Annotated in this window: 12 protein-coding genes; 10 read left to right on the forward strand and 2 right to left on the reverse strand. The window is 62.9% G+C overall.

The window, feature by feature from the left end:
* From V6Z91_RS10375 to V6Z91_RS10415, 9 genes are all read left to right on the forward strand, one after another.
* On the forward strand, positions 1-2610 hold the full coding sequence (locus tag V6Z91_RS10375) for a DNA phosphorothioation-associated putative methyltransferase (RefSeq protein WP_338770063.1): 2610 nt from the start codon (positions 1-3) through the stop codon (positions 2608-2610).
* Positions 2611-3234: 624 nt separating this feature from the next.
* Positions 3235-5112: a hypothetical protein gene (locus tag V6Z91_RS10380; protein ID WP_338770065.1), complete on the forward strand. Its 1878-nt coding sequence runs from the start codon at positions 3235-3237 to the stop codon at positions 5110-5112.
* Positions 5109-6626 carry a hypothetical protein gene (locus tag V6Z91_RS10385; RefSeq protein ID WP_338770068.1) on the forward strand — a complete coding sequence of 506 codons (1518 nt, stop codon included), beginning with the start codon at positions 5109-5111 and terminating at the stop codon, positions 6624-6626. The genes V6Z91_RS10380 and V6Z91_RS10385 overlap by 4 nt, the downstream gene beginning before the upstream one ends.
* Positions 6626-12064, forward strand: a complete 5439-nt coding sequence (locus V6Z91_RS10390; protein WP_338770071.1) for an FtsK/SpoIIIE domain-containing protein — start codon at positions 6626-6628, stop codon at positions 12062-12064. Before V6Z91_RS10385 ends, V6Z91_RS10390 begins: the two co-directional genes overlap by 1 nt.
* A 196-nt stretch (positions 12065-12260) precedes the next feature.
* Entirely contained in the window at positions 12261-14672 is a 2412-nt protein-coding gene (locus V6Z91_RS10395) for a calcium-binding protein (protein ID WP_338770074.1), read from the forward strand.
* Between the two features lie 94 nt (positions 14673-14766).
* The gene (locus V6Z91_RS10400; protein ID WP_338770076.1) at positions 14767-15987 is read left to right on the forward strand and encodes a helix-turn-helix domain-containing protein; all 1221 of its coding nucleotides are present in this window, start codon (positions 14767-14769) and stop codon (positions 15985-15987) included.
* Positions 15988-16048: 61 nt separating this feature from the next.
* The gene (locus V6Z91_RS10405) at positions 16049-16753 is read left to right on the forward strand and encodes a hypothetical protein (RefSeq protein ID WP_338770079.1); all 705 of its coding nucleotides are present in this window, start codon (positions 16049-16051) and stop codon (positions 16751-16753) included.
* A 29-nt stretch (positions 16754-16782) separates the two neighbouring features.
* Positions 16783-17571, forward strand: coding sequence for a thioredoxin family protein (locus tag V6Z91_RS10410; RefSeq protein ID WP_338770081.1), 789 nt, complete (start codon positions 16783-16785; stop codon positions 17569-17571).
* A 27-nt stretch (positions 17572-17598) separates the two neighbouring features.
* Positions 17599-18186 (forward strand): hypothetical protein, encoded by a 588-nt coding sequence (locus V6Z91_RS10415; protein WP_338770084.1) that lies wholly within the window; start codon positions 17599-17601, stop codon positions 18184-18186.
* Positions 18187-18193: 7 nt separating this feature from the next.
* On the opposite strand, the gene V6Z91_RS10420 is transcribed toward V6Z91_RS10415, so the two are convergent.
* The gene (locus V6Z91_RS10420) at positions 18194-19417 is read right to left on the reverse strand and encodes a glycosyltransferase (protein ID WP_338770087.1); all 1224 of its coding nucleotides are present in this window, start codon (positions 19415-19417) and stop codon (positions 18194-18196) included.
* Positions 19417-19926: a nuclear transport factor 2 family protein gene (locus tag V6Z91_RS10425; RefSeq protein ID WP_338770089.1), complete on the reverse strand. Its 510-nt coding sequence runs from the start codon at positions 19924-19926 to the stop codon at positions 19417-19419. Before V6Z91_RS10425 ends, V6Z91_RS10420 begins: the two co-directional genes overlap by 1 nt.
* A 179-nt stretch (positions 19927-20105) precedes the next feature.
* Here V6Z91_RS10425 and V6Z91_RS10430 point away from each other — a divergent pair, with 179 nt between their 5' ends.
* On the forward strand, positions 20106-21713 hold the full coding sequence (locus tag V6Z91_RS10430; protein WP_338770091.1) for an NYN domain-containing protein: 1608 nt from the start codon (positions 20106-20108) through the stop codon (positions 21711-21713).
* Position 21714: the final 1 nt, after the last annotated feature.

Genomic DNA, 21714 nt, shown 5'->3' on the forward strand with positions numbered 1-21714 from the left:
ATGAGCAAAGAGCAGTTTAGCGGTTTTGACGTCGGCAAGTTCGTCGGCGGCTTCTTGTACCTCCACACGACCGCCTTACCGCGACTGCCGGAAGCGTGGCGCCAAGCCACCGCGCAAGCGGTCGAGTTGGCGCGTGTTTGCCCAGACCAAGACTTTAACGTCGTTAAACTCAACCCGCGCGGCGACGAACTGTCTCTGCTGGACTATCGTGACTTCTTCGACGACCCTTTCCCTGCGCTGGGCAGGAGCTGGCGCGTCTCGCTCGAGCGCGGTTCGGTGGTATATCGTAACTATGAAGAATCGCGCAACCCGCCTATCTTGCACCGCAAGGAATTGTTGCTGCCAGCCTCACACATGCGAATCGAGGAATACCGAACGATGACGCAGACAGCGGAAGCACTGGGGCTCTTTGCCGAAACCAATCGCATTGGCTTTCGAGAGCAATGGCATGCGTTGATTCAAGAGCGCGGTTACGTACTGATCGACGGGCAGCTGCGGCCGCTCGCTAACGCCATTGCTCCTCCCGATACGCCATCCGTGTCAATCGAAGCCGGTGGTGTGCGCCGTCACCTGACTGCGCTGTCGCGCTCGAATTACTCTGCGCCTGTGCAGGCTTTACTGCGCCATGGGCTGATCGATTTCGATACAAACTTTTTCGACTACGGCTGTGGCAAGGGCGACGACGTTCGCAACCTCGCAGCGAACGGCGTGGCTGCGGCTGGTTGGGATCCCTACTATGCGAGTGATGCGCCGAAGTCCCCGGCCCGCACAGTTAATCTCGGCTTCGTTATCAACGTGATCGAAGATATCGAGGAGCGCGTAGCGGCCTTGCGCGGCGCCTACGCCCTGACGCAAGGAGTTCTCTCCGTCGCTGCGATGCTAACGAGCCAGTGTCCGGTCGACGGCCGACCTTATCGGGATGGCTATCTGTCCTCGCGTGACACCTTTCAGAAATACTACTCGCAAGCACAGCTACGCGACTTCATCGAGCACACGCTGGATGAAAATGCTATCGCGGTCGTACCCGGGGTGTTTTTCGTGTTCCGGGACAAGGAGCTCGAGCAGAGATTCCTGACGGCGCGCTACGGACGACAGCGCCAAGCGACTGCCCAGGGATGGACTTATGCGCGCCAAGTCCAGCCCTCCAGGCCAGCGCGGATCCCGCGCGAGCCAAAAGGGCCGCGTCCGACGGTTGACCGGACCACGCTGCTGTTCGAGGCCCATCAGGAAGACTTCGGACGACTGTGGCAGCGCTTTCTTGAGCTCGGCAGGCCTGCCGACAAGCATGAGGTCGACGAGGCGTTGCGCGCTCGGCTCGAACAATCGATCAGCTCTTGGGCAAAGACCAAACGCATCACTCTCGACCGGTTTCCGACAAGCGAACTTGACGCCTCACGCGTCGCCCGTATCTCCGATCTTTTGGTATTTGGCGCGCAGCAGCAATTCGAACAGCGCGCTGCCTACCGTGAGCTCGAGCCTGGTTTGCGCGCCGACGTGCGCTACTTCTTTGGCGACTACACGATTTGGCAAGCGCATGCCCGGGCGATGCTATTCGACGTTGGCAATCGCGCGCGAATCGAAGCCGCGTCCCAAGAGGCGGCGGCTAAGGGTTACGGGTGGCTAACGCAAGGGCACTCGCTGCAATTGCACATCAGTTTGCTGGAGCGCTTGCCAACCCTGCTGCGTGTCTACGTCGCCTGCGCAACCCTGTTGTGTGGGGATGTTTCGGAATTCGACCTAGTCAAAATTCATATCCGATCTGGCAAGGTCACGCTGCTGAAATTCGAGGATTTCGCGGCCCAGCCATTACCGCGTCTACAGCAGCGAGTGAAGGTGAACCTGCGCGACCAGGATCTCGACGTGTTTAACTACAGCGTTGACTATCCGCCCACGCTGCTGTATCACAAGTCGCGCTTCATCAATGAAGAGTTCCCACATTTTGCGGAGCAACTGGCGTTCGAGGACGCCCTTGACCAGCTCGGTCTGCATGACTTGTCCGGGTATGGTCCTTCGGAGGCCGAGTTTCATTTGACGCTCACTCGCGCTCGCTGGGAGGTCGATGGTTTCGCGCTGCGGCGTTGTACGCGCGCTCCCGCTATCGACGATCGGTGCGGCACGCATCTGACCTATCGCGACCTGATCGAGTGCGGCGAGACCCAAGCACGGCTGGACCTGGCGAACCGCCCGCGCGAAGCGGACACGTACACCGCTCTGTACGAGCTGGCAACACGCGTGCTGGATCCGGTGATCGACTACTTCGGCATGGTCAAGCTTACCTATGGCTTCTGTTCTCAGGAACTGGCGAAGGAAATTAGCGGGCGGATCGCGGTCGAACTCGATCAGCACGCGGGGCACGAACGGAAGAGAAATGGCAAACCGGTTTGCGAACGGCTCGGTGCCGCCTGCGACTTTCTGGTCGAGGACGAAGATATGGAAGAAGTTGCGAACTGGGTGTTTGAAAACACGCTTGTAGACCGCGTGTATTTCTATGGCAAAGACCGGCCTATTCACGTCAGCTATTCGCAAACCCCTGCGCGACAGCTCGTAGCCATGCTACCGAACCTCTCTGGCCGGCGGGTGCCCCGGGTGCTGCGAAAATCGCACGATTAAGACACAGAGGCCGGTTGCTTGCTTTCACTTAATCCCTCAACCGGCGCCCGTCCGTCCATCACAACCATCTTGGTACAGACTGGCGACGAAGCTGGGGACACGGCGCAATAGCTCGCGGTACCGAGCATAACTGTGGAGCTCGACGTGCTTATAGACACCTGTATTCGAGAGCCAGTCAATCGTGCCTCTCTGCTCGCGCATGAGGCGTGGGCCACGACGTCGGATCAAGCTCGGATCGACGACCGCTAACGCGTGCGCGTCCCGCCAAGACGCGTGCCGATGAGCCGTTCAAGGCTGACCTGGACATCGTCGTCTAGATCCAGAAATGCTTTGGTACTACGGCAAAACCAACGCGCGTCCGAGCAGTTCTGAAGCTGCCATTGGAGACAGATCGGTAATTGTTGTGTCATCGATGCAGCGGGCCCGCTTGGGAGACATGAGTTTCCACGCTGTACTTATGGCAGAGTGCCCTTAGTTTACCCACTTCAAAGCGTGACAGCACAGCAACACTCCACACGCCGCAGTTTATTTTTGACAATAACGGCTTTTTCCTGATTCCAAGAAAGGTTAAGATGGCGAAATCACTTCGCTAATATTACAGCGAATCTCTTCGAAAGCTCGACCATGTCCGAGAAGACTGAACCGATCAGCCCTCCAGCTTCCACCTGGGTCCGATTTTTAAGAAACTACGGACCACTTCCGACCAATGGCAATCTCTTCGACGAACACGTCAATAAAGCGCTGAAGCGTGCAAGTGTGCAGCCAATCACCCTACCCACGCCACGTCTCGACGAAATGTTCGCAGCGCTTCAGACGGGCCAAGGCTCGTTGCTCGTTGCCGGTACGGCCGGTGACGGTAAAACCTACCATTGCCGCAATCTGTGGGACCGGCTAGGCGGTGCAGAAGCCGAATGGAACTCGTCCGGCAATATCAAGACGCTGCAAGTTGCGGAGCGCATGATCGTTTTCGTTAAAGACTTGAGCGCCGTGACACTCGGCAGCATTGACAGTCAGCATATCTGTGATGGTCTGCAAGCATCGGTCGATGGCGACGACCGCGTCTCGTATGTGATCGCGACGAACCATGGCAAGATTTTGGAGCACTTGCGTGCGCGCGAACATGGCGGACCGATTAGCCCATTGCGCGAATCCGTGCAGTGCGCATTTCTTGATCCTGACGCGTGCCACCCTAGGCTGAAGGTCGTAGACCTGAGTAAAGCGTCGAACCGTGGGTCACTCGATGACGTTCTCAATGCAGTCGCGAAGCATCCCGAATGGTCGCGCTGCAATAATTGCGCATTCAACCCAGCAAGCCAAGTGTGTCCGATTTACGAAAACCGTACGCGCATTCTCGGCCAGCACGATGATCGTTCGTTTGCAAGGCGGCTAGGTGACTTGGTGGAGCTGTCGCGTTTGAATGGCACCCATCTGCCGGTTCGCGACATGCTGACCTTGGTAACGAATGTGGTGCTTGGCCATCCTGATGCGAAAGAAGGCCTGATGACTTGCGCCGACGTGCCGAAGATCCAGTCCGAAGGCACTGTGGATCAGGCGAGTCTTTACCGTAACACCTTCTTCGCGAACCTCAAGCCGAAACGCGCCGCGGCGCAGCCCGTCAGTCGCACGCTCGCCGTGTTTGGCGTCGGCGCTGAGACCGGAAACGGCGTGGACGGTTTACTCGTGTATGGGTCGGATGACACGCGTCTGAAAACCGACTTCAACGACCTCGTCGCCAACGATCCTTTATTTGGGGCTTCGGACACGTTTATCACAGCGCAGCGCGCCTATCTCGAAGGGGATGAGCGAGACCACGGCGACGGCAACGCCAACGAATTCCTGAAACGCTTGGCGGATCAACGGCGGCGCTTGTTTTTCACTTTGCCCGATGTCGCGACGACGCCGTACTCGTTCTGGGAGCTGACGGCGTTCCGTCACGCTGGCGCTTACTTGTCCCTGTTGACCTCGTTCGACGGCCTTAAAAATACGGTGTCCGAGCGCGCCAAGGCCATGGTAATCAAGGGCTTGAATCGCGTCTTTACCGGATTGCTGTTGGAGAACGTCGACAAAGTGTTCGTGGCCGAGGCCGGTGCCTCGACGCGGTCACGCACCAGTGTGTTATGCCAGACCGAAATTGCAGTACGCAGGGGGGCCGGCGGGACCGGGCTTGCGTTCCGGCGGAATGAGACGACTGGCGTACCGAGTGTCGAGGTCGCGCTCGGGGCTGATCAAGCCAAGGTGGCTTTCGATCTCACTCCGATCCGGTTCGAGTTCCTGTGTCACGTTGCCGAAGGCGCCCTGCCGGGTAGTTTCTCGAATGAGTGCTTAGAGGATGTGCAAGCGTTCAAGGCGCGCTTGCTGCGGCAATCCGAAGCCGAACGTCGTGGGCTGGCTGCTGAGTATGGCAGTAGTGACGACGGTGAGCTCGATCTATCGTTCATCGAGATCAATGATCGCAACGGCAACGGCTCACTTGAGCGTATCACGGTAAGGGTGCCGACATGATCAGGCCACGTATTCACGACAACATCAGTTTTGCGGTTGATGAGCATATCTGGGGGCACAGATTACACGATGCCCAACTACCGCATCTGACCTTCCTCGAGTTTTTAACGGTGTACGCGTCGAACGTCGCCCAGCCGTTTCAGGTCGGCGCCGATGGCTATGCGGAGTACACCCCGCAGCGCCAACTCCGCTTGCGCCATATCTTGTTCAATAACCCGCACATCGATACCGTTGCCCGTCGCCGTGTGGCCGACGACGATAAATGGTCGGAGTGGACCAGACTATTTTTGGACGGCGCGGTCGGCCTCGGGGAGCATGACCTCGACCATCTACGTGACGTCTTCGATTGCTTCGACGATTTTGCGCGTGCCGTCGACGTATTACGCTCGTCCGCCTTTGAAGCCAACAGTAACAAGCGCTGGAGTTCCAAGTTTGTCTTCCCGTACGGGAAAGCAACCTTATACGAAGATCTGAAAGTCGATAGCAACGGCAATGGCACGAACGACCGCAATTTTTTCGGCCGTACTGGCGAGCTGCTGTATTTGATGTTGGCACGCGCCCAGCGTGCAAGCGAATTGGGGCAGCTGTTGAACGCGCGATTGTTCGACCATTCGACGCAGCTGAACCGCTTGGCGCAAGCCGTTCAAGGCGCGCCACAATTGGCGAATTCGCCGAAAAAGACCGGCTATCTACCAGCAGGTCGACTGGCGCGCTTTGACCGCATGTGCGAAGACTGGATCACAATCCTATCGTGCCAAATGCCGATCGAAGATGCGATCGAACATCTCGTGCGTTCGGCGGGTTTAAATTTGCTGCTGTATTTCATCGAGCAGGGTAAGGCGGTGGTTGGCGACACCGATCCGCTTGAGCTGTTGTGCGAAATCGTGTCCCAGGACCGCAGTAAGGTACGCACGCTGTCGGGCGACGCCTGGCAGCACTATCAAACGCTGTCGACACGCGCCGTGCGCACCTCGATCCAGGGCGTATCTGGGCTGCCCGAATGGCACCAGGCGCTCGCGTCGGCGAACCCCTCGGAAGCATGCGCGGAGGTGCTGTCCGGGATGTTCCAATGGCCGCCGCAGGACAGCAGTTATGCCAATAAAACACCACAGGGCTTGGTCGATGAACTGATCGAAGATGCCACGTCGCGTCATTCGAAACACCTAGGCAAAGTGCATTCGGCCTGGTCGCGTGCGATCGGCTTGAGCTCGCGGCGCTTGAGTCGCCGGACCCGGTATGCGCCCGACGATCGATTCCTCAAGACACTCGTCGTTACCCTCGTCAAGGGACCGATGGAATTCACGGAGTTCCTACAAATGGCGAAAAAGCGCTACGGCTTGATTTGTGGCGAGGTCGAAGGGGTGCGCTTTGTCAAAGACAATCTGGTTGACCAAGAGGCTTTGAGTGATAACGCGGCCAAGCTGCAGTCGCGCTTGTTGAGTCTCGGGCTTCTGCGTCGCTTGTCCGATGCATGTGCCTTTGTCGAGAATCCTTTTACTAATGAGGCTGGCTGATGCAGGCAAACCGTATCGTAGGACGGGTGGGTGCCACAGTCCTAAAAAAACGTATTGCCGATATGGAGCAGACCGCGCAAGACACCACTGCGCGTTTCCGGCTTGATCGGCTGTCTTCCGCACAGATCGCGTCGGTCGTGCGCGAGGTGACGAGCGACCCAATATTGGCGGGACAGATTGACGTCAAAGTGCCAGTCTTTTTAGTGCACGGCGAGGAAATGCCGGATGGGGCGACGATCTCCGGCAATGCGGGGGATGGGCGCAATTTCAATACCGACAAGCCGGTCCTGTTGACGGCCAACGGTGATGAGCCCGGCATTGCGGATACCGTTGCGTATGTGGCCGCGTTGGGCGCGCGCGAATTCAAGAGTCACAGCGAGGCTTGGGCCGAGGCCGCCACGCGCATCGTCGGTGTTACGCCGACCGCCGACGACATGCGGATTTTCCGCGCTGCGTTGGCGGGTTTGTTTGCCGCCGCTGAGCTCGATCTGCCGTTGCGCCAAGCCGGGGAATATTGTGCAGCCGTCGCTAGTGCGATCCACGTCGAAGGCTTCCCGATTCGCCTGGCGCTTGGCTATGCATTGCCTATTCTTGGTTTACCCCGTGATCGCTCGTTATTTGCCAACGAACGCACCTTTGGTACCGCCATGAGCCCATGGCGCAAGCAATTCGACAAGACCGCCCTTGATCGGAGGGAGCTCCTTGGGAAGTCGCGTAAAAACGGACAGCCGATCGACGCGGCTGAATTGAAAGAGCGGTATGACGCGAACGAATCATTGATCGCGGAGCACGCCCGTCCTATCGTGCGGGCGTTTATCCAAGCCGATGCCGGGGACAAGCACGCTGCTGCCGCGTTGGCTGAACTGGAATGGGAAGCCGATGGCGTCAACCTGATCTTTGACCGCCCGAAAGAGCGCCAGTTGGGCCTTGCGGCTGCCACCCGCGAGTTCTTCGACGACGACCATCCTGACGTCCTCGATGAGCGGTGGACACAGTACCTTGAAGAACTTAGGGCCAGGGAACGCCGTTCGGATTGGCAAAAGCCAGAGGACGAGGAATTCTTTGACCGCCATCGGCAGTTTATTGAAGAGAACAGTGACCTGCGTAAGCGCTGGGAAAAGATTATCTTCGGTAAGCCCGTCGAGTGCATTGACTTACTCGACGGGTTGGTAACGGCCACACATCGCTTGACGCAAAGTGTGGACAGCGTGCAGGGCGATCGCTTCTTGCGTATTCGGGTGCGCCGCACGAGCAAGGATTGGCGTACCAACTTTAACCACGACGTAGGTGCGTTCTTCTCGATGATGTACCGTGGTCTGCGCGAGAGTCTTGGTGAACGCGTCGAGTGGCAAGTCGATGGTAAGGGGCACAATCCACACGACCCTTTGTTCTCCTTCCCAGAATATTTTGCACACGCGAATCGCAACAACAAGTACAAGGTCAACGTCTCCGAAAGCCGGGCAGCGACACAACTGAAATTCGACGTCTCGTTGGTTGAACGGCGCGGCCAGGACGAGTTCGCGTTGCAAAAGACCCAATTGCTGTGGTCCTGCAACGCGCGTGCCATTGGCTTGGCGCTCAGGGAAGATGTACAACGTTTGCTGTCCAAGGGTGGCATTGCGTGTACTGATGTGTCGCGTAAGCTCGTTAGCAGCAAAGGCGCCGCGCAAAGTGTCTCGTTGTTGGACGTGAGTACCCTTGAGGCCGTCTTTGGTCGCGACGCTGGATCCTTGGTGCCGCCGTCGAGCCGTATGGTGGACATGCGAAAGGAGATCAAGAGGCGGATCGAGGAAGAAGCGAAGAATGGCCGCTATCGCGCCGATCAGCGCAACACCATTCGCCAGGCGTGGAACACGTTCGAACACGATTACGAGCGTGCACTGAACGATTTTTTCAACGACGGCCTGCATGCCGAGTCCATGCTGACGCAAGCGGACGCGTATGGCGAATTGCTACGTACGCTGTTGGTCCACGCGCGGGGAGACGTGTGTCGGTTGCACATCCTAGCACCCGTGCTGTCGATTGGTACCGTGAGGCTATCCGGTAGTCCGCAGGCATTGATTATCCCGCCTTGGCACCCGGAGCGCTTAAAAGCCCTGTCCATCAAAACACGACGCACGGCCGGATTGATCGCACACCTGCTCATTGGCCAAAATGTGAGCTTTGGCGATTCGAAGATCTTCTTCCGTGATTTCACGGAGGAGCTCGAGCATCCGTTCTACCCTGAGATCGCCTTGGCGACGCAAGACAAGGGCTTGACCTTGGTGGCGGAAACGGCCACAGTCAATGGCTACAGTTTGTTTGAGCCGCCCGCGCGTGATGAAACGGCTGGCATGACCGATGTGCTGCCCGGTCCGGCCGCCAAACAGGTGCGTGATTTGCTCGAACGTTTCGTCAGCCTGCAACCGCACGAAGCCAACAACCTGAGTGTGCTGTTGTACGACGCGGATGCGGCGGCCTTGCCGGTTGCCGCCATTCGTGAGCTCGAAGCCATGCAAACGGACCGCGCGATGCACTGCAATATCGCCGTCCGTCATCGCACGCCAGCCAAGCTACGCGGTATCTATTCGGAGTTGGTAGCGAAAGGCGACGCCGAAGGCGACATGCCGGTCACAAGCGAGATCTCAGACAATTTCATGTCGAAGCTGCGGGTCTCGGTGTCGCCGCCAGGCGCCAATGCCGCCAAGAGCCCGCACGGCTTCAAACCGTTCGACGTGGCCTTCTTGCACGATGTCGTTGCGCGTACCGCGACCGTTGAATGGCTCCCCGTTGGCTACACCGACCATACTGACGACCTCGAGCACGCGCCGTCACGCTGGTCGTATCGCGCCGTCTCCGGTGAAGACGAATTGAAAGCCGCTACCTTCCTAACGTGTCCGAGACAAACGCGGTCGGGCCGCGCATGGGTTGACGCGATTCACGCGGCCGAGCGCCAAATTGACCACGTTGAGGGCAAGTCATTTGTCCCAGCACGGCGTATTTCGCTGCAAGACGAGAAGCTTAGCTCGATGCTCGACGAAGCGCACGGCTTGGCGGAGTGGGTTGCGACCTATGACGAGTTGCTCGATAAGCGCCAACTGCGCGCCAACGGTGTGACCGTCGTACGTTATCGTCGCCACCAAACGAATGGTCGGAACGTCATCGTGAGTTCGACAAGTGAACTGCGTTTGTTGTCGGTCCTCGTCAAACGTCGTCTGGTCGAAATCGGCTTCGCGCCAAACGACGAGCAACTCGACACGGTGGCCAGGCGCTTGGTCGACGACGCGTTGTTGGTGTCGGGCGATATCGTCATGCGTGCCGCTAAGCGCGGCGTGTCCGCTGGTGAATTGATCGGACTGGTGTTGAGTCGCTGGCTGATGACCCAAGAATTTGCGGTCATCAGCCGCGGGACGCAGGCACAGCTTCAAGTATTTTTCCTGCTTGACGATTATGCGTCTTGGCTGGCGCAACAAGAAAGCCGGCTCGCGGACCTGTTGGGCTTATGTGTTCATGAAGATGAAGACGGCATCCAATGCCATATCTGCGTGGTTGAGGCAAAGTATGTGTCTGCGCAAGGCGCAGCCGACGCAAAACGCTCTTCGGTTGCACAATTAGGCGCAACCTTGTCGACCTTGGATGAGGCCCTGTTTGGTGATCCCGGCCGACTCGACCGCGATTTGTGGCTCTCGCGTATAGCCGATTTGCTGCTCGACGCGGTGGTCCCACCTGGATTGACCGGCTTGCTTGAACGTGCGCGCTCAGCAATCCGTGACGGCAACGTCGCGATTTCAATGCGCGGTTATTCGCAAGTGTTCGTGCATTCGCAGGAAGACGATGGCGCAGGCATCAGTGCTGGGCGGCATGTCGTGGCCGTCAAAGGTACATCGCCCGCCTCACAAGAGGTCTACGACAGGAAAAAACTGCGACAGCTGTTGGATGCATATGTCGCGCAAGGGGACTCCATCGCGGTGCGGCAATCGCTTGCCACAGATGCACCGTGGAGTGTAGTCGACATACGGTCACCCGCCCGGCGCACGACCTGGACCGAGATGGTGGGACAGCTGATCCCGGCGCCAAAAACGCCCAATGATGTGGTCGTGGCGACTGAGGCGACGCCCAGCGTATCCATGCCGGTAACGGCAGAACACAGCGCGGTAGTTGTGCCACAAGCCGCGGCAATGCCGCACCCCGCGCCAACGACCACCTCGGAGTCCACCTTGGCCACACTGCCCAATGCCAGCACGCCGCCAGCGTCAAGCATGGGTGCCAGCGTCTCCAAATATGGTCCCGCTCTGAGCGCCTTGGTGGCAGCGAAAGCCGCAGCGACGACCGATGACGAAGAACGTAACGCGTGGGCCCAGGAGGCCACCCGCCAGCTCAAGTCCGCGCTCAACGGTTATGGCTTGCAAGCGCAAGTCTTGGGAACCCGACTGACCCCAAATGGTTGTTTGGTGCGCTTTGCCGGCTCCGATAAGCTGCGCGTGGATGACATCGAAGCGCGCCGTACGCAGTTGCTGACGACGCATGGGATCCGTTTGGTCACGATTCAACCGAAACCGGGCGAGATCGTCGTCACACTTGCCGGGGAACGCCGTCAAGCGGTGTCATTGTGGAATGTTTGGCATACGCGCCGAATCAATCGCAACGTCGCTGGCATCAATGGCTCGCTGATTCTAGGATTTCAAGAATTGAATGGTTCGGTGCTGTATTTGAATCTGACGGGCGACTTCGGTGGAATGACTCAACACGAACCGCATTCCCTAGTGGCGGGCGCCACCGGTAGCGGCAAATCGGTGCTCATCCAGGCCTTGCTGCTCGATATCGCTGCTACCAATTCATCGGTGCTTGCGAAGATCGTTTTGATCGATCCAAAGATGGGCGTCGATTACGCAGTCCTAGACTCCCTACCGCACTTGCAAGAGCCGGTCGTGACCGAAAAAGAGCGCGCAGCCCAGGTATTGGCGAGCTTGGTGGACGAGATGGAAGGACGGTATCGGAAGTTTGCTGCCGCCCGGGTGCGCGACCTGACTACCTACAACGCGAGCGTCGAGGCAAGCGAACGTTTGCCGATGATGTTCTTGGTACACGATGAGTTTGCGGACTGGATGTTGGATGATGCCTATAAGGCCGCGGTGAGTGCTGCGGTCCAGCGTCTCGGTGTGAAGGCGCGCGCAGCCGGCATCCACTTGTTCTTTGGCGCCCAGCGCCCTGACAAGGACGTGATGCCGATGCAGTTGCGCGACAACTTAGGAAATCGGTTGATTTTGAAAGTCGCCAGCGAAGCGACGTCGAAAATCGTTCTAGACCGCCCTGGCGCTGAACAATTACTGGGCCGTGGACACCTCGCCGCACGCTTAAGTGGCGAGCAAGGTCTGGTGTATGCGCAAGCGCCTTTCTTGTCGGATGCGGAGATGGGCGAAGCCGTGGAAGCCATTAAACTCGACGATTTACAACGTTGAACCACATAAGAGCACTGCAACTCACTGGGCTTCCCCGTGTCGACGGACACTTTCGATAGGTATCATGTCACTATCGGAGGTTTTTCGTGGTGATCGCAAATAGTTCAGCCCAAAACCTTGCTCCCCGCCATGACCGGTTCCGCGCCAGTCACTAACCTTTCGACACCCGATCCGGGTGATCTGAAAGGAGATGGACATGGCAAAACTGAACAGCCTGTTGCGCCTGACCGGCACGGCGCATGATGACGTGCTGGACGGCAGCAACGGCAGCGACACGATCGATGGCGGGGCGGGCAACGATACGCTGCGCGGCGGCCTGGGGGACGACGAATATCGCGTCGATGGCCCCGGTGACGTGATCGAGGAAACGGCGGGTGGCGGCATCGACAGGGTGTTCGCGGCCGGGAACCGGTACAAGCTCTCGGCGCACGTGGAAGCGCTGACCTATGTGGGCACGGGGTCGTTCACCGGCATCGGCAACGCGCAGGACAATGTGCTCACCAGCGGCGCGGGTGACGACCGGCTGGAAGGAGGGGGTGGCGACGATCACCTGGCGGCCGGCGCGGGGGACGACACGATGCTCGGCGGCGCGGGGAACGACGGGATCACCGCCATGGCCGGCAACGACGTGTTCGACGGCGGCACGGGGATCGACACCGTGTATGCGATGGCTTCCCGCGACAGCTACACGATCCGCCGGGCGGGCCCCGACGGCCTGGTGTTCACGAGGATCGGCGCGGGCGCCGACAGCGAAGGCCAGACGCTGACGGTGCGCAATGTCGAGTACTTTGCCATGGCCGGCCAATACTATTCCCTGGCCGAATTGCTCTCTGGCCTGCCGCCCGACGGCAACGACAGCATCCAGGGAACCAGCGGCAACGACCGGCTCGACGGCTTCGACGGCGCCGATACGCTGGCGGGCGGTCTCGGCGACGACACGTATGTGATCCGCAATGCCGGGACCGCGGTCGTCGAGCGGGCCGGCGGCGGCATCGATACGGCGGAAGTGGCCTACGCGGGCAAGGCCTGGCAACTGCCCGATTTCGTCGAGAACGGCATCGCCATCGCGGGCAAGCTCGGGGTCTCCATCGACGGCAATGCGTTGAACAATGTCTTGACCGGCAACGCCGGCGCCAACGTGCTGACGGGTGGCGCGGGCAACGACACCCTCGACGGCGGCAAGGGCAGCGATGTGCTGGCGGGCGGCAGCGGCGACGACGTCTATTACATCGACGCCACGGGCGACACGGTTACCGAGGGCGTGGGCGAGGGCACGGACTCGGTCTTCACCACGCTCGGGAGGATCACGCTGGCGGACGGCGTGGAGAACGTGCGCTACCTGGGTACGGGGGCCTTCAGCGCCACCGGCAACGCGCTCGACAACGTCATCGCCGGCGGCAGCGCCAACAATACCGCCGATGGCGGGGGCGGCACCGACACCTTCGTGCTGGCCGGCGCCTTCGCCGACTACACGGCCCAGCGGCCCAATGCTACCGATGTCGTGCTGGTCAAGGGCGCGCAGAAGATCACGCTGAAGAACATCGAGCAGGTGCAGTTCAGCGATGGCGTGAAGACGATGGGGCAGATCTTCTTCAACGTGGCGTCGCTGGCCAACGACACGCTGGCCGGCACCGACGGCAACGACACGATCGACGGCCTGGCTGGCGCCGACGCGATGAGCGGCTACAAGGGCGACGATACGTATATCGTCGACAACGTTGGCGATATCGCCATCGAACTGGCGGGGCAGGGTATCGATACCGTCCATATCGCCATCAAGTCGAAGGCGACCTACACCCTCGGCGTGCACGTGGAGCATGCGGCGATCACCTCGACCGCGGCGGTGAACGTGATCGGCAATGCGTCGGACAACAAGCTGACCGGCAATAACGCTGCGAACATGCTGGCGGGCGGCGACGGCAACGACATCCTCATCGGCGGCAAGGGCAGCGACACGATGGATGGCGGCGCCGGCAACGACGTGTACAGCGTGGACGCAAGCGGCGACCGCATCGTGGAAGCGGCGGGCGGCGGCTACGACATTGTCGAGACGACGGCGACGAAATACACGCTGGCGGCGCACGTGGAGCAACTGCGCTACCTCGGCAAGGCGACCTTCACGGGCATCGGCAACGAGCAGGACAACCTCATCGCCGGCGGCACGGGCAACGACAAGCTGACCGGCGGCGCGGGCAGGGACACGCTCGTGGTCGGTGCCGGCAACGACACGGTCACCGACTTCATCAGCGGCATCGACAAGCTCGTGGTCGCGCGCACGATCGGCAATGGGGACGCGGTAATCGACGGCGCCCGCACCGTCAGCAGCGCCGGCGGCTACTCGGCCGACGCCGAGCTGGTGATCTTCACGCAGGACGCGAAGAGCCTGAGGCTCGCCGATGCGGCGAAGACGATCGGCAGCGCCACCGAGGCGTACGTGGCGGGCGAGACGGCGCTGTTCGCGCTGCACAGCGGCAGCACCACGGCCGTGTACCTGTTCACCAGCGGCGGCGACGACGCGCTCGTCAGCGCGAGTGAACTGACGCAAGTCGCGACGCTGACAGGCGTGGCGTCGGTGGTGGCCGGGGACCTGGGGCTATCTGTCGCGTAGCCTCACCGGTGCGCAGGGTGAGAGGGGGCCCGGGAAACCGGGCCGCTTGCCGGCGTTTTCCAATCTGCGCCGCCGGCTGGTGTAGCCTCTCGTCATGGATTCCCTGATCTCCGCTTCGGCGCGCGCGCTGGCCGCCGGCGACCCGCTGGGCGCATTGAACCGGATAGCGCTGCGGGGCGACCCGCCCGCCCTGGCCCTGCGCGGCATTGCCATGGCCCAGCTGGGCGAGTATGCGCGGGCGCGCGAACTGCTGCGTGCCGCCGCCCGCGGGTTCGGCGGGCACGAAGCGCTGCCGCGTGCCCGCTGCCTGGTGGCGGAGGCGGAAGTGGCGCTGGCCATGCGCGACCTCGGCGGTTCTGCGCGACCGCTGGCCCAGGCCGCCGCCACGCTCGAAGCGCACGCCGATCATGCCAATGCCGCGCAGGCGTGGCTGATCGCGGCCCGCCGCTTGCTTTTGCTGGGCCGGCTCGCCGAGGCGGAAGGTGCGCTGGCGCGGCTCGCTGGCCATCCCCTGCCGCCGGCGCTCGCCGCCATCGCCGCGCTGAGCACAGGCGAGCTGGCGCTGCGCGCGCTGCGCATCGATGCGGCGCACACGGCGCTGGAACGTGCCCACGCGGTCGCTGCCCATGCCGGCATACCGGCCCTTCAGGCCGAGGTGGAGGAAGCGCGCACGGCGCTCGTGCGCCCAGCGGCGCGGTGCATTGCAGCGGACGGCACGCGGGTGCTGAGGCTGGGCGAAGTGGCCGCGCTGCTGGCAGCCGACACGCTGGTGGTCGATGCCTGCCGGCGCGGTCTCGGTGCCGGCGACACGTGGCTGCCGCTGGCGGGGCGGCCGATCCTGTTCGCGCTGGCGCGCTCGCTTGCCGAAGCCTGGCCCGGTGCCGCCGGCCGCGAAGACCTGATCGCGCGCGCCTTCCGCATCCGGCGGCCGGACGAAACGCACCGGGCCCGCCTGCGGGTCGAGATCGGCCGCCTGCGCGCGCTGGCCGCACCGCTGGCGGACATCGCCGCCACCTCGCACGGGTTCGCGATCCGGCCGCGCGACGGGCGCGACCTCGCGTTGCTCGAGCCACCCATCGATGGCGGACAGGCATCGCTCGTGGCCTTGCTATCCGACGGCGCGGCCTGGTCCACTTCGGCGCTGGCGCTGGCACTAGGGGCGAGCCAGCGGACTGTCCAGCGTGCGCTGGCCGGCCTCGAAGCCGCCGGCGAAGTACGCGCGGTCGGCAATGGGCGAACGCGCCGCTGGCTGGCGCCGCCACTGACCGGATTCACGACGATCTTGTTACTCCCCGCCGCGCTGCCGGTTCGCTAGAGTGGATGCACGGCGCCCCTCGAGGCGCTCAACGCTGGAAAATCCGCATGGGGGCAGGACAATGAACGACATGATGAGCAGTAACGCAGTCGATGCCGGCAAGCGCAGCGCCGAGATCGTGCGCGAATACGGTCCATTCGACGGCAATCCCGCGATCAGTGGCGTGACGCACGACGGCCGGCAGGTGTGGGCCGCCACAGGCGCGCGGCTGCTCGCCTTCGATCCGCAGAGCGGCGTGGTCACACGCGTGATCGAGCGGCCGGGCGATGCCGGCACGGCATTCGACGGCACCTATCTCTACCAGATTGTCGAGTCCCGGATCGACAAGATCGACCCGGCGAGCGGCGAGGTCGTGGCCTCGATCCCGGCGCCGGGCCATGGCGGCGACTCGGGGATGGCATGGGCGGAAGGAAGCTTGTGGGTCGGCCAGTACCGCGACCGCAAGATCCACCAGATCGATCCCGACACCGGCGCGATCCGGCGCACCATCGAGAGCAGCCGTTTCGTTACGGGTGTTACCTGGGTCGACGGTGAACTATGGCATGGCACCTGGGAGGGCGACGCCAGCGACATCCGCCGCATCGATCCGGGCAGCGGAGCCGTCCTGGAACGGCTCGACATGCCGGCCGGCGCCGGCGTGAGCGGCCTAGAATCCGACGGCGGCGAGCTGTTCTACTGCGGCGGCGGAGAGAGTGGCAAGGTGCGCGCCGTGCGGCGGCCGAAGGCAGCCAGGAAGGATGCCGCCGATGCCGGGACGCCTGCCTGATTCCACAAGGTCGGCTCACGGAGGAACTCATGGATATCGCAATTTCTCAACTGCGCGGCGACGCCCTGGAAGACCATGCCGTCGTCTCCGCCAGCGAGTGGCTCGCCGCTCGCAAGGCCCTGCTGGCGCGCGAAAAGGAACTGACCCGTTTGCAGGACCAGCTTGCCCGCGAACGCCGCGCGCTGCCGTGGGAACGCGTCGGCAAGGAATATGTTTTCGACACCCCGACCGGGCCGCGCACCCTCGCCGGCCTGTTCGATGGGCGCAGCCAGCTGCTGGTGCAGCATTTCATGTTCGGTCCCGGCTGGGAGCAAGGGTGCAAGAGCTGTTCCTTCATGGCGGACCATATCGACGGCATGAATGTGCACCTGGCCCATCGCGATGTGACGGTGTTGGTCGTTTCGCGTGCACCCCTGGCCGAAATCGAGCGTTTCCGCCAGCGCATGGGGTGGCGCTTCACCTGGGTATCGTCGCACGGGAGCGACTTCAACCAGGACTTCGGCGTGAGCTTCACGCCGGAAGCGATGGCGCGCGGCGCGGTTCCGTACAACTATGCCACGCAGCCCTTCCCGCAGGAGGAGGCACCAGGCATCAGCGTGTTCCACCAGTCCGCCACCGGCGAAGTATTCCACACCTATTCGACCTATGGGCGAGGCGTGGAAGCCATGATGGGCACCTACCGCCTGCTGGACCTGGTGCCCAGGGGCCGCGACGAAGACGGCGCCCAATACCCGATGGAGTGGGTGCGGCACCACGACCGCTACGAACCGGCGCCCGGCACGCCGGCGGCCGCCGCCTGCTGCCATGGCCAGGCCTGAGCGGCGCGGCCCATCGCGGGGATCGACATGGATGGCCTGTGGCCATGGCTGGCCATTGCGGGCGGCGGCGCCCTGCATGGGCTGAACCCTGCCGGCGGCTGGCTGTTCGCGGCGGCGTGGGCGCTGCGCGCGGGACAGCGGACCGCGATCCTGCGTGCCCTGGCGCCCCTTGCCGCCGGCCACGCGGTGTCGGTCGTGCTGGTGGGCGCCGCCGTCGCGTTCGCCGTGCCGCTCGACCGGCAAGCGATGCTGGCCCTTGCCGCCGGCATGCTCGTGGCGGGCATGCTCGGGCACTGTTCGGGCTCCCTGCCCGCGCTGGCGCGAGCCAGGGCAGGGCAGGCCGGCCTGGCGCTGTGGTCGTTCGTTGTCGCCACCGCGCATGGCGCCGGCTTGGTGGCGTTCCCCGCGCTGATGCCCCTGTGTTTTACCGGCGCGGGCGATGCAGCGGCTTCATCCTGGCGAGCACTGGCGATGGCACTTGCCGCCGTGCTGGTGCACATGGCGGCCATGCTGGCAGTGACCGCGGCCGTTGCCGGCATGGCGTGCCGCGGCGTGCGGTCGGGAGCACGCATGCTGGCGCGGCGAAAGACGGGCAAGCCGGCGGATGCGGCGTAACGCCGGCTTATCCCAGCACGAAGCGCTTCTGCGCCGGCAAACAATGCCGGCGCAGGTCGTACCCGTCGACGATCGTCTGCCGCGCCGCCGCGCGCAGGTGCGCCAGGCTGTCGCGGTGCGCCAGCGTGTCGGCGATCGTGGCGGCCAGCGCCTCGTGGTCGAAGAAGTCGGCCAGCACGCCGTTGCGGCCGTGCTCGATCATCTCTTCCAGCGGGGCGGTGCGCGAACCGACGATCAGGCAGCCGGTACTCATCGCTTCCATCAGCGACCAGGACAGCACGAATGGATACGTGAGATAGGTGTAGACCGCCGACACCTGCATCAGCTGCGTCAGCAGGCCGTGTGGCAGGCGGCCGACGAAGTGCACGCGGCCCATGTCCAGCCGCGCCGCCACCTCGTCGCGGAAGATGCCCTTCCATGTCTTGCCTTCCGGCGGCGCGGCGCCGTAGCTGACGCCGTCGCCGCCGACGAGGATCACCCGCGCGTTCGGCCGCAGCCGCTGCAGCGTGGGCAGCGCGCGCATGAAGATGTGGTAGCCCCGATAGGGTTCCAGCTGGCGCGAGACGAACGTAACGACTTCGTCGCCCGGCTTCAGGGTCAGGCCCGCGCCCGTCAGCGTCACGCGCGCATTCGCGTCGGGCTTGAAGCGGTCGGTGTCGATGCCGTCGTGGATCACGCTGATGCGGTCGCGGAACCAGGCTGGGTGGCGGCCTGCCTGGAAGCGTGTCGGCGCCAGGCCCGCGTCCGCCTCGGCCAGCGCATGCAGCAGGTGCGTGTTGCGCAGCCTGAGCCTTTGCAGGCTCGCCAGGTCGGCCGCGCCCGAAAACTCCGGGTCGAAGTGCGAGTCGCCCCCTTCGGCGCCGTAATAGTATTCGGCGTACACCAGCAGGCGGGCGCGCGGGAACACGTCCTTCACGAACAACGCCTCGCCCCAGCCCGGGTGGGCGAATACGATATCCGGCGTGAAACCCTCCGTCTTCAGGCGATGCAGGGTGGCGGCCGCCGATTCTCCGCGCAGCACCTTGGTGTACAGGTCCTTCAGCTGTGGGGCCTGCTGCCGCACGTCCGCCGGCATGCGCGCCTGGTGGACGAAGTAGCGCACGCCGGGCAGGCGCTCGGCCTGTTCGGCCATGCCGAGCGCCACCACCTCGTGGCCGTCGGCCGCCAGCGCGGGCGCCAGGTGGCGGAACTGGCCGGGGAAGTTCTGGTGGATGAAGAGAATGCGTGCCATCAGTCGGCCTTGCCCTGGCTCTTGTTTTCGAATTCGGCGATGGCCTTGGTAAAGCCGTTCATGAGGGCGTTCGGCACGGCCAGCGACAACTGGTAATGCTCGACCAGGAACCCCTTGCCCGTGTTGCGCAGCACGCCGCTGGCCTGGCAGGTGCCCATCTGCGTGTCCAGCTGCTCGTCGAACCAGACGTAGCGGCGGTCCGACGAGAAATACACATTGCGTTTCCGGGCCGTGAAGTTCCACGCCTTCTTCGCATCGAAATAGGGCTTGGCCCACGCCTTGAACTGGTCGCGCGTCCACACTTCCGTCTTGTCGGTGCCGATATACACGCCATTCGGGGCGATCTTGTCGAAGTAGGCCGGCCGGGTGTTGGCGGCATCGTCATGCCAGCCATCGACGAAAGCGTTCACCTGCCGCGTGAACTCGGCGGCATCGGGCAATTGCGCCCGGACGGCGGGCGGGGCCAGCATCGCGCAAACCAGCGCGGCCGGGGCCAAACGGGTAGCCATGGACCTCATCGACATGCTCCTTCGGGCAGAACGGTCAAAATCGCGAGCATACCTCAGCGGCAGGCCGGGAGCGCAAGCAGGGAGGTCAAGCAGGGAGCGCAACCACGCGCGCGAGCGGCGCGCGGGCCGCGGCGGGGCTGCCTGTATAATCGGCGGCTTCACTGCTACCCAAGAGACTCATGGCTTCATCCAACGATAACGTCAGCATGGCGCTGTTCTGCGACTTCGAGAACGTGGCACTGGGCGTGCGCGACGCGAACTACGAGAAATTCGATATCAAGCCCGTACTGGAACGCCTGCTGCTCAAGGGTAGCATCGTGGTCAAGAAGGCTTACTGCGACTGGGACCGCTACAAGGGCTTCAAGAGCCCCATGCACGAGGCGAACTTCGAACTGATCGAGATTCCGCACGTGCGCATGTCCGGCAAGAACTCGGCCGACATCCGCATGGTCGTCGACGCGCTCGACCTGTGCTATACGAAGGCCCACGTGAACACCTTCGTCATCATCTCGGGCGACTCCGACTTCTCGCCGCTCGTTTCCAAGCTGCGCGAGAACAACAAGAAGGTGATCGGCGTGGGCGTGAAGGATTCCACCTCCGACCTGCTGGTGGCGAACTGCGACGAATTCATCTTCTACGACGACCTGGTGCGCGAGAGCCGCCGCCAGCGCCGCGATGCGCGCGACCAGCAGCAGCCGAAGCGCTCGCCGGAAGAGGAGCGCAAGAAGCGCGAGGAAACCGACCGCCGCCGCGCCGAGGCGGTGGACATCGCCTACGAAACCTTCGATGCACTGATCGCCGAGCGCGGCGACAGCGGCAAGATCTGGGCTTCCGTGCTGAAGGAAGCGATCAAGCGCCGCAAGCCGGACTTCAACGAAGCCTATTACGGCTTCCGCACCTTCGGCAACCTGCTGGAGGAAATGAAGGCGCGCGGCCTGCTCGAATTCGGCCGCGACGAAAAATCCGGCGCCTATGTCTACCGCAGCAGCCTGACGGCACCACCGCTGCCCGCGCCGGTGGCGGACGTGCCCGATGCCGAAGCGGCAACGGAAGCCGTGGTGGCCACGCCGGATGCCGGCGAAGCGCAGGACAAGCGCGAAGGCCGGCGCGGCCGCGGCAACCGTGGCGGCCGTAACCGCCGCGGCGGTGCACCGGAACCGGTGGCGCCTGCCCTGGAGCAGGACGGCGGCGAACAGGTGGCGGAGGACGTTGCCGAGGAAATCGAGGCCGGTGCCGAGCTGGATGCGGACGAGGTAGCAGTGGCGCTCGAGTCGGCTGCCGCCGATTACGCGACCGAATTGGCGTCCGCCGAAAAGGCGCTCGAGGAAATGGCGCGCGAAGCGAATGAAACGCGGCGGGCCCGCGCCGCCGCCGGTGCCCAGGCCGGCACGGTTGCCGAGGCAGCGGCCGAAGTGACCGAAGGCGCCGATGCAGACGCCGAAGCGCCGGCGGAGGGCGAGCCGGCGCCGGCCAAGCGTGCCCGTGCCCCGCGCAAGCCGGCTGCGAAAAAGCCGCGGACCAGCAAGGCCAAGGCCGCGGCCGACGACACCCCGGCCGCCGTGATGGATACGCTGCTGGCGGATACGCCGGTGGCCGAAGCCGTCATCGACACCATCACCGACGCCCCGGTGCCGGAAGCGGCCGAAGGCGCCGCTCCGCTGGAGCCGGCCGAGCCGGCGCCAGGCGGCGACGCCGGCGGGCCGAAGCGCGGCAAGAAGCCGGGCGCGCACAAGGCGCCCGCGCGCAGCCGGTTGCCGCGCAAGCCGAAAGGCAAGGCCGAGGGCTGAG

The organism is Massilia sp. METH4 (assembly GCF_037094685.1).
Lineage (GTDB): Bacteria > Pseudomonadota > Gammaproteobacteria > Burkholderiales > Burkholderiaceae_D > Rugamonas.

What these genes read in the sequence shown, in the direction of transcription:
- V6Z91_RS10375 (WP_338770063.1), top strand. Translation starts at nt 1, where the DNA reads ATGAGCAAAGAGCAGTTTAGCGGTTTTGACGTCGGCAAGTTCGTCGGC.
- V6Z91_RS10380 (WP_338770065.1), top strand. Translation starts at nt 3,235, where the DNA reads ATGTCCGAGAAGACTGAACCGATCAGCCCTCCAGCTTCCACCTGGGTC.
- V6Z91_RS10385 (WP_338770068.1), top strand. Translation starts at nt 5,109, where the DNA reads ATGATCAGGCCACGTATTCACGACAACATCAGTTTTGCGGTTGATGAG.
- V6Z91_RS10390 (WP_338770071.1), top strand. Translation starts at nt 6,626, where the DNA reads ATGCAGGCAAACCGTATCGTAGGACGGGTGGGTGCCACAGTCCTAAAA.
- V6Z91_RS10395 (WP_338770074.1), top strand. Translation starts at nt 12,261, where the DNA reads ATGGCAAAACTGAACAGCCTGTTGCGCCTGACCGGCACGGCGCATGAT.
- V6Z91_RS10400 (WP_338770076.1), top strand. Translation starts at nt 14,767, where the DNA reads ATGGATTCCCTGATCTCCGCTTCGGCGCGCGCGCTGGCCGCCGGCGAC.
- V6Z91_RS10405 (WP_338770079.1), top strand. Translation starts at nt 16,049, where the DNA reads ATGAACGACATGATGAGCAGTAACGCAGTCGATGCCGGCAAGCGCAGC.
- V6Z91_RS10410 (WP_338770081.1), top strand. Translation starts at nt 16,783, where the DNA reads ATGGATATCGCAATTTCTCAACTGCGCGGCGACGCCCTGGAAGACCAT.
- V6Z91_RS10415 (WP_338770084.1), top strand. Translation starts at nt 17,599, where the DNA reads ATGGATGGCCTGTGGCCATGGCTGGCCATTGCGGGCGGCGGCGCCCTG.
- V6Z91_RS10420 (WP_338770087.1), bottom strand. Translation starts at nt 19,417, where the DNA reads ATGGCACGCATTCTCTTCATCCACCAGAACTTCCCCGGCCAGTTCCGC.
- V6Z91_RS10425 (WP_338770089.1), bottom strand. Translation starts at nt 19,926, where the DNA reads ATGGCTACCCGTTTGGCCCCGGCCGCGCTGGTTTGCGCGATGCTGGCC.
- V6Z91_RS10430 (WP_338770091.1), top strand. Translation starts at nt 20,106, where the DNA reads ATGGCTTCATCCAACGATAACGTCAGCATGGCGCTGTTCTGCGACTTC.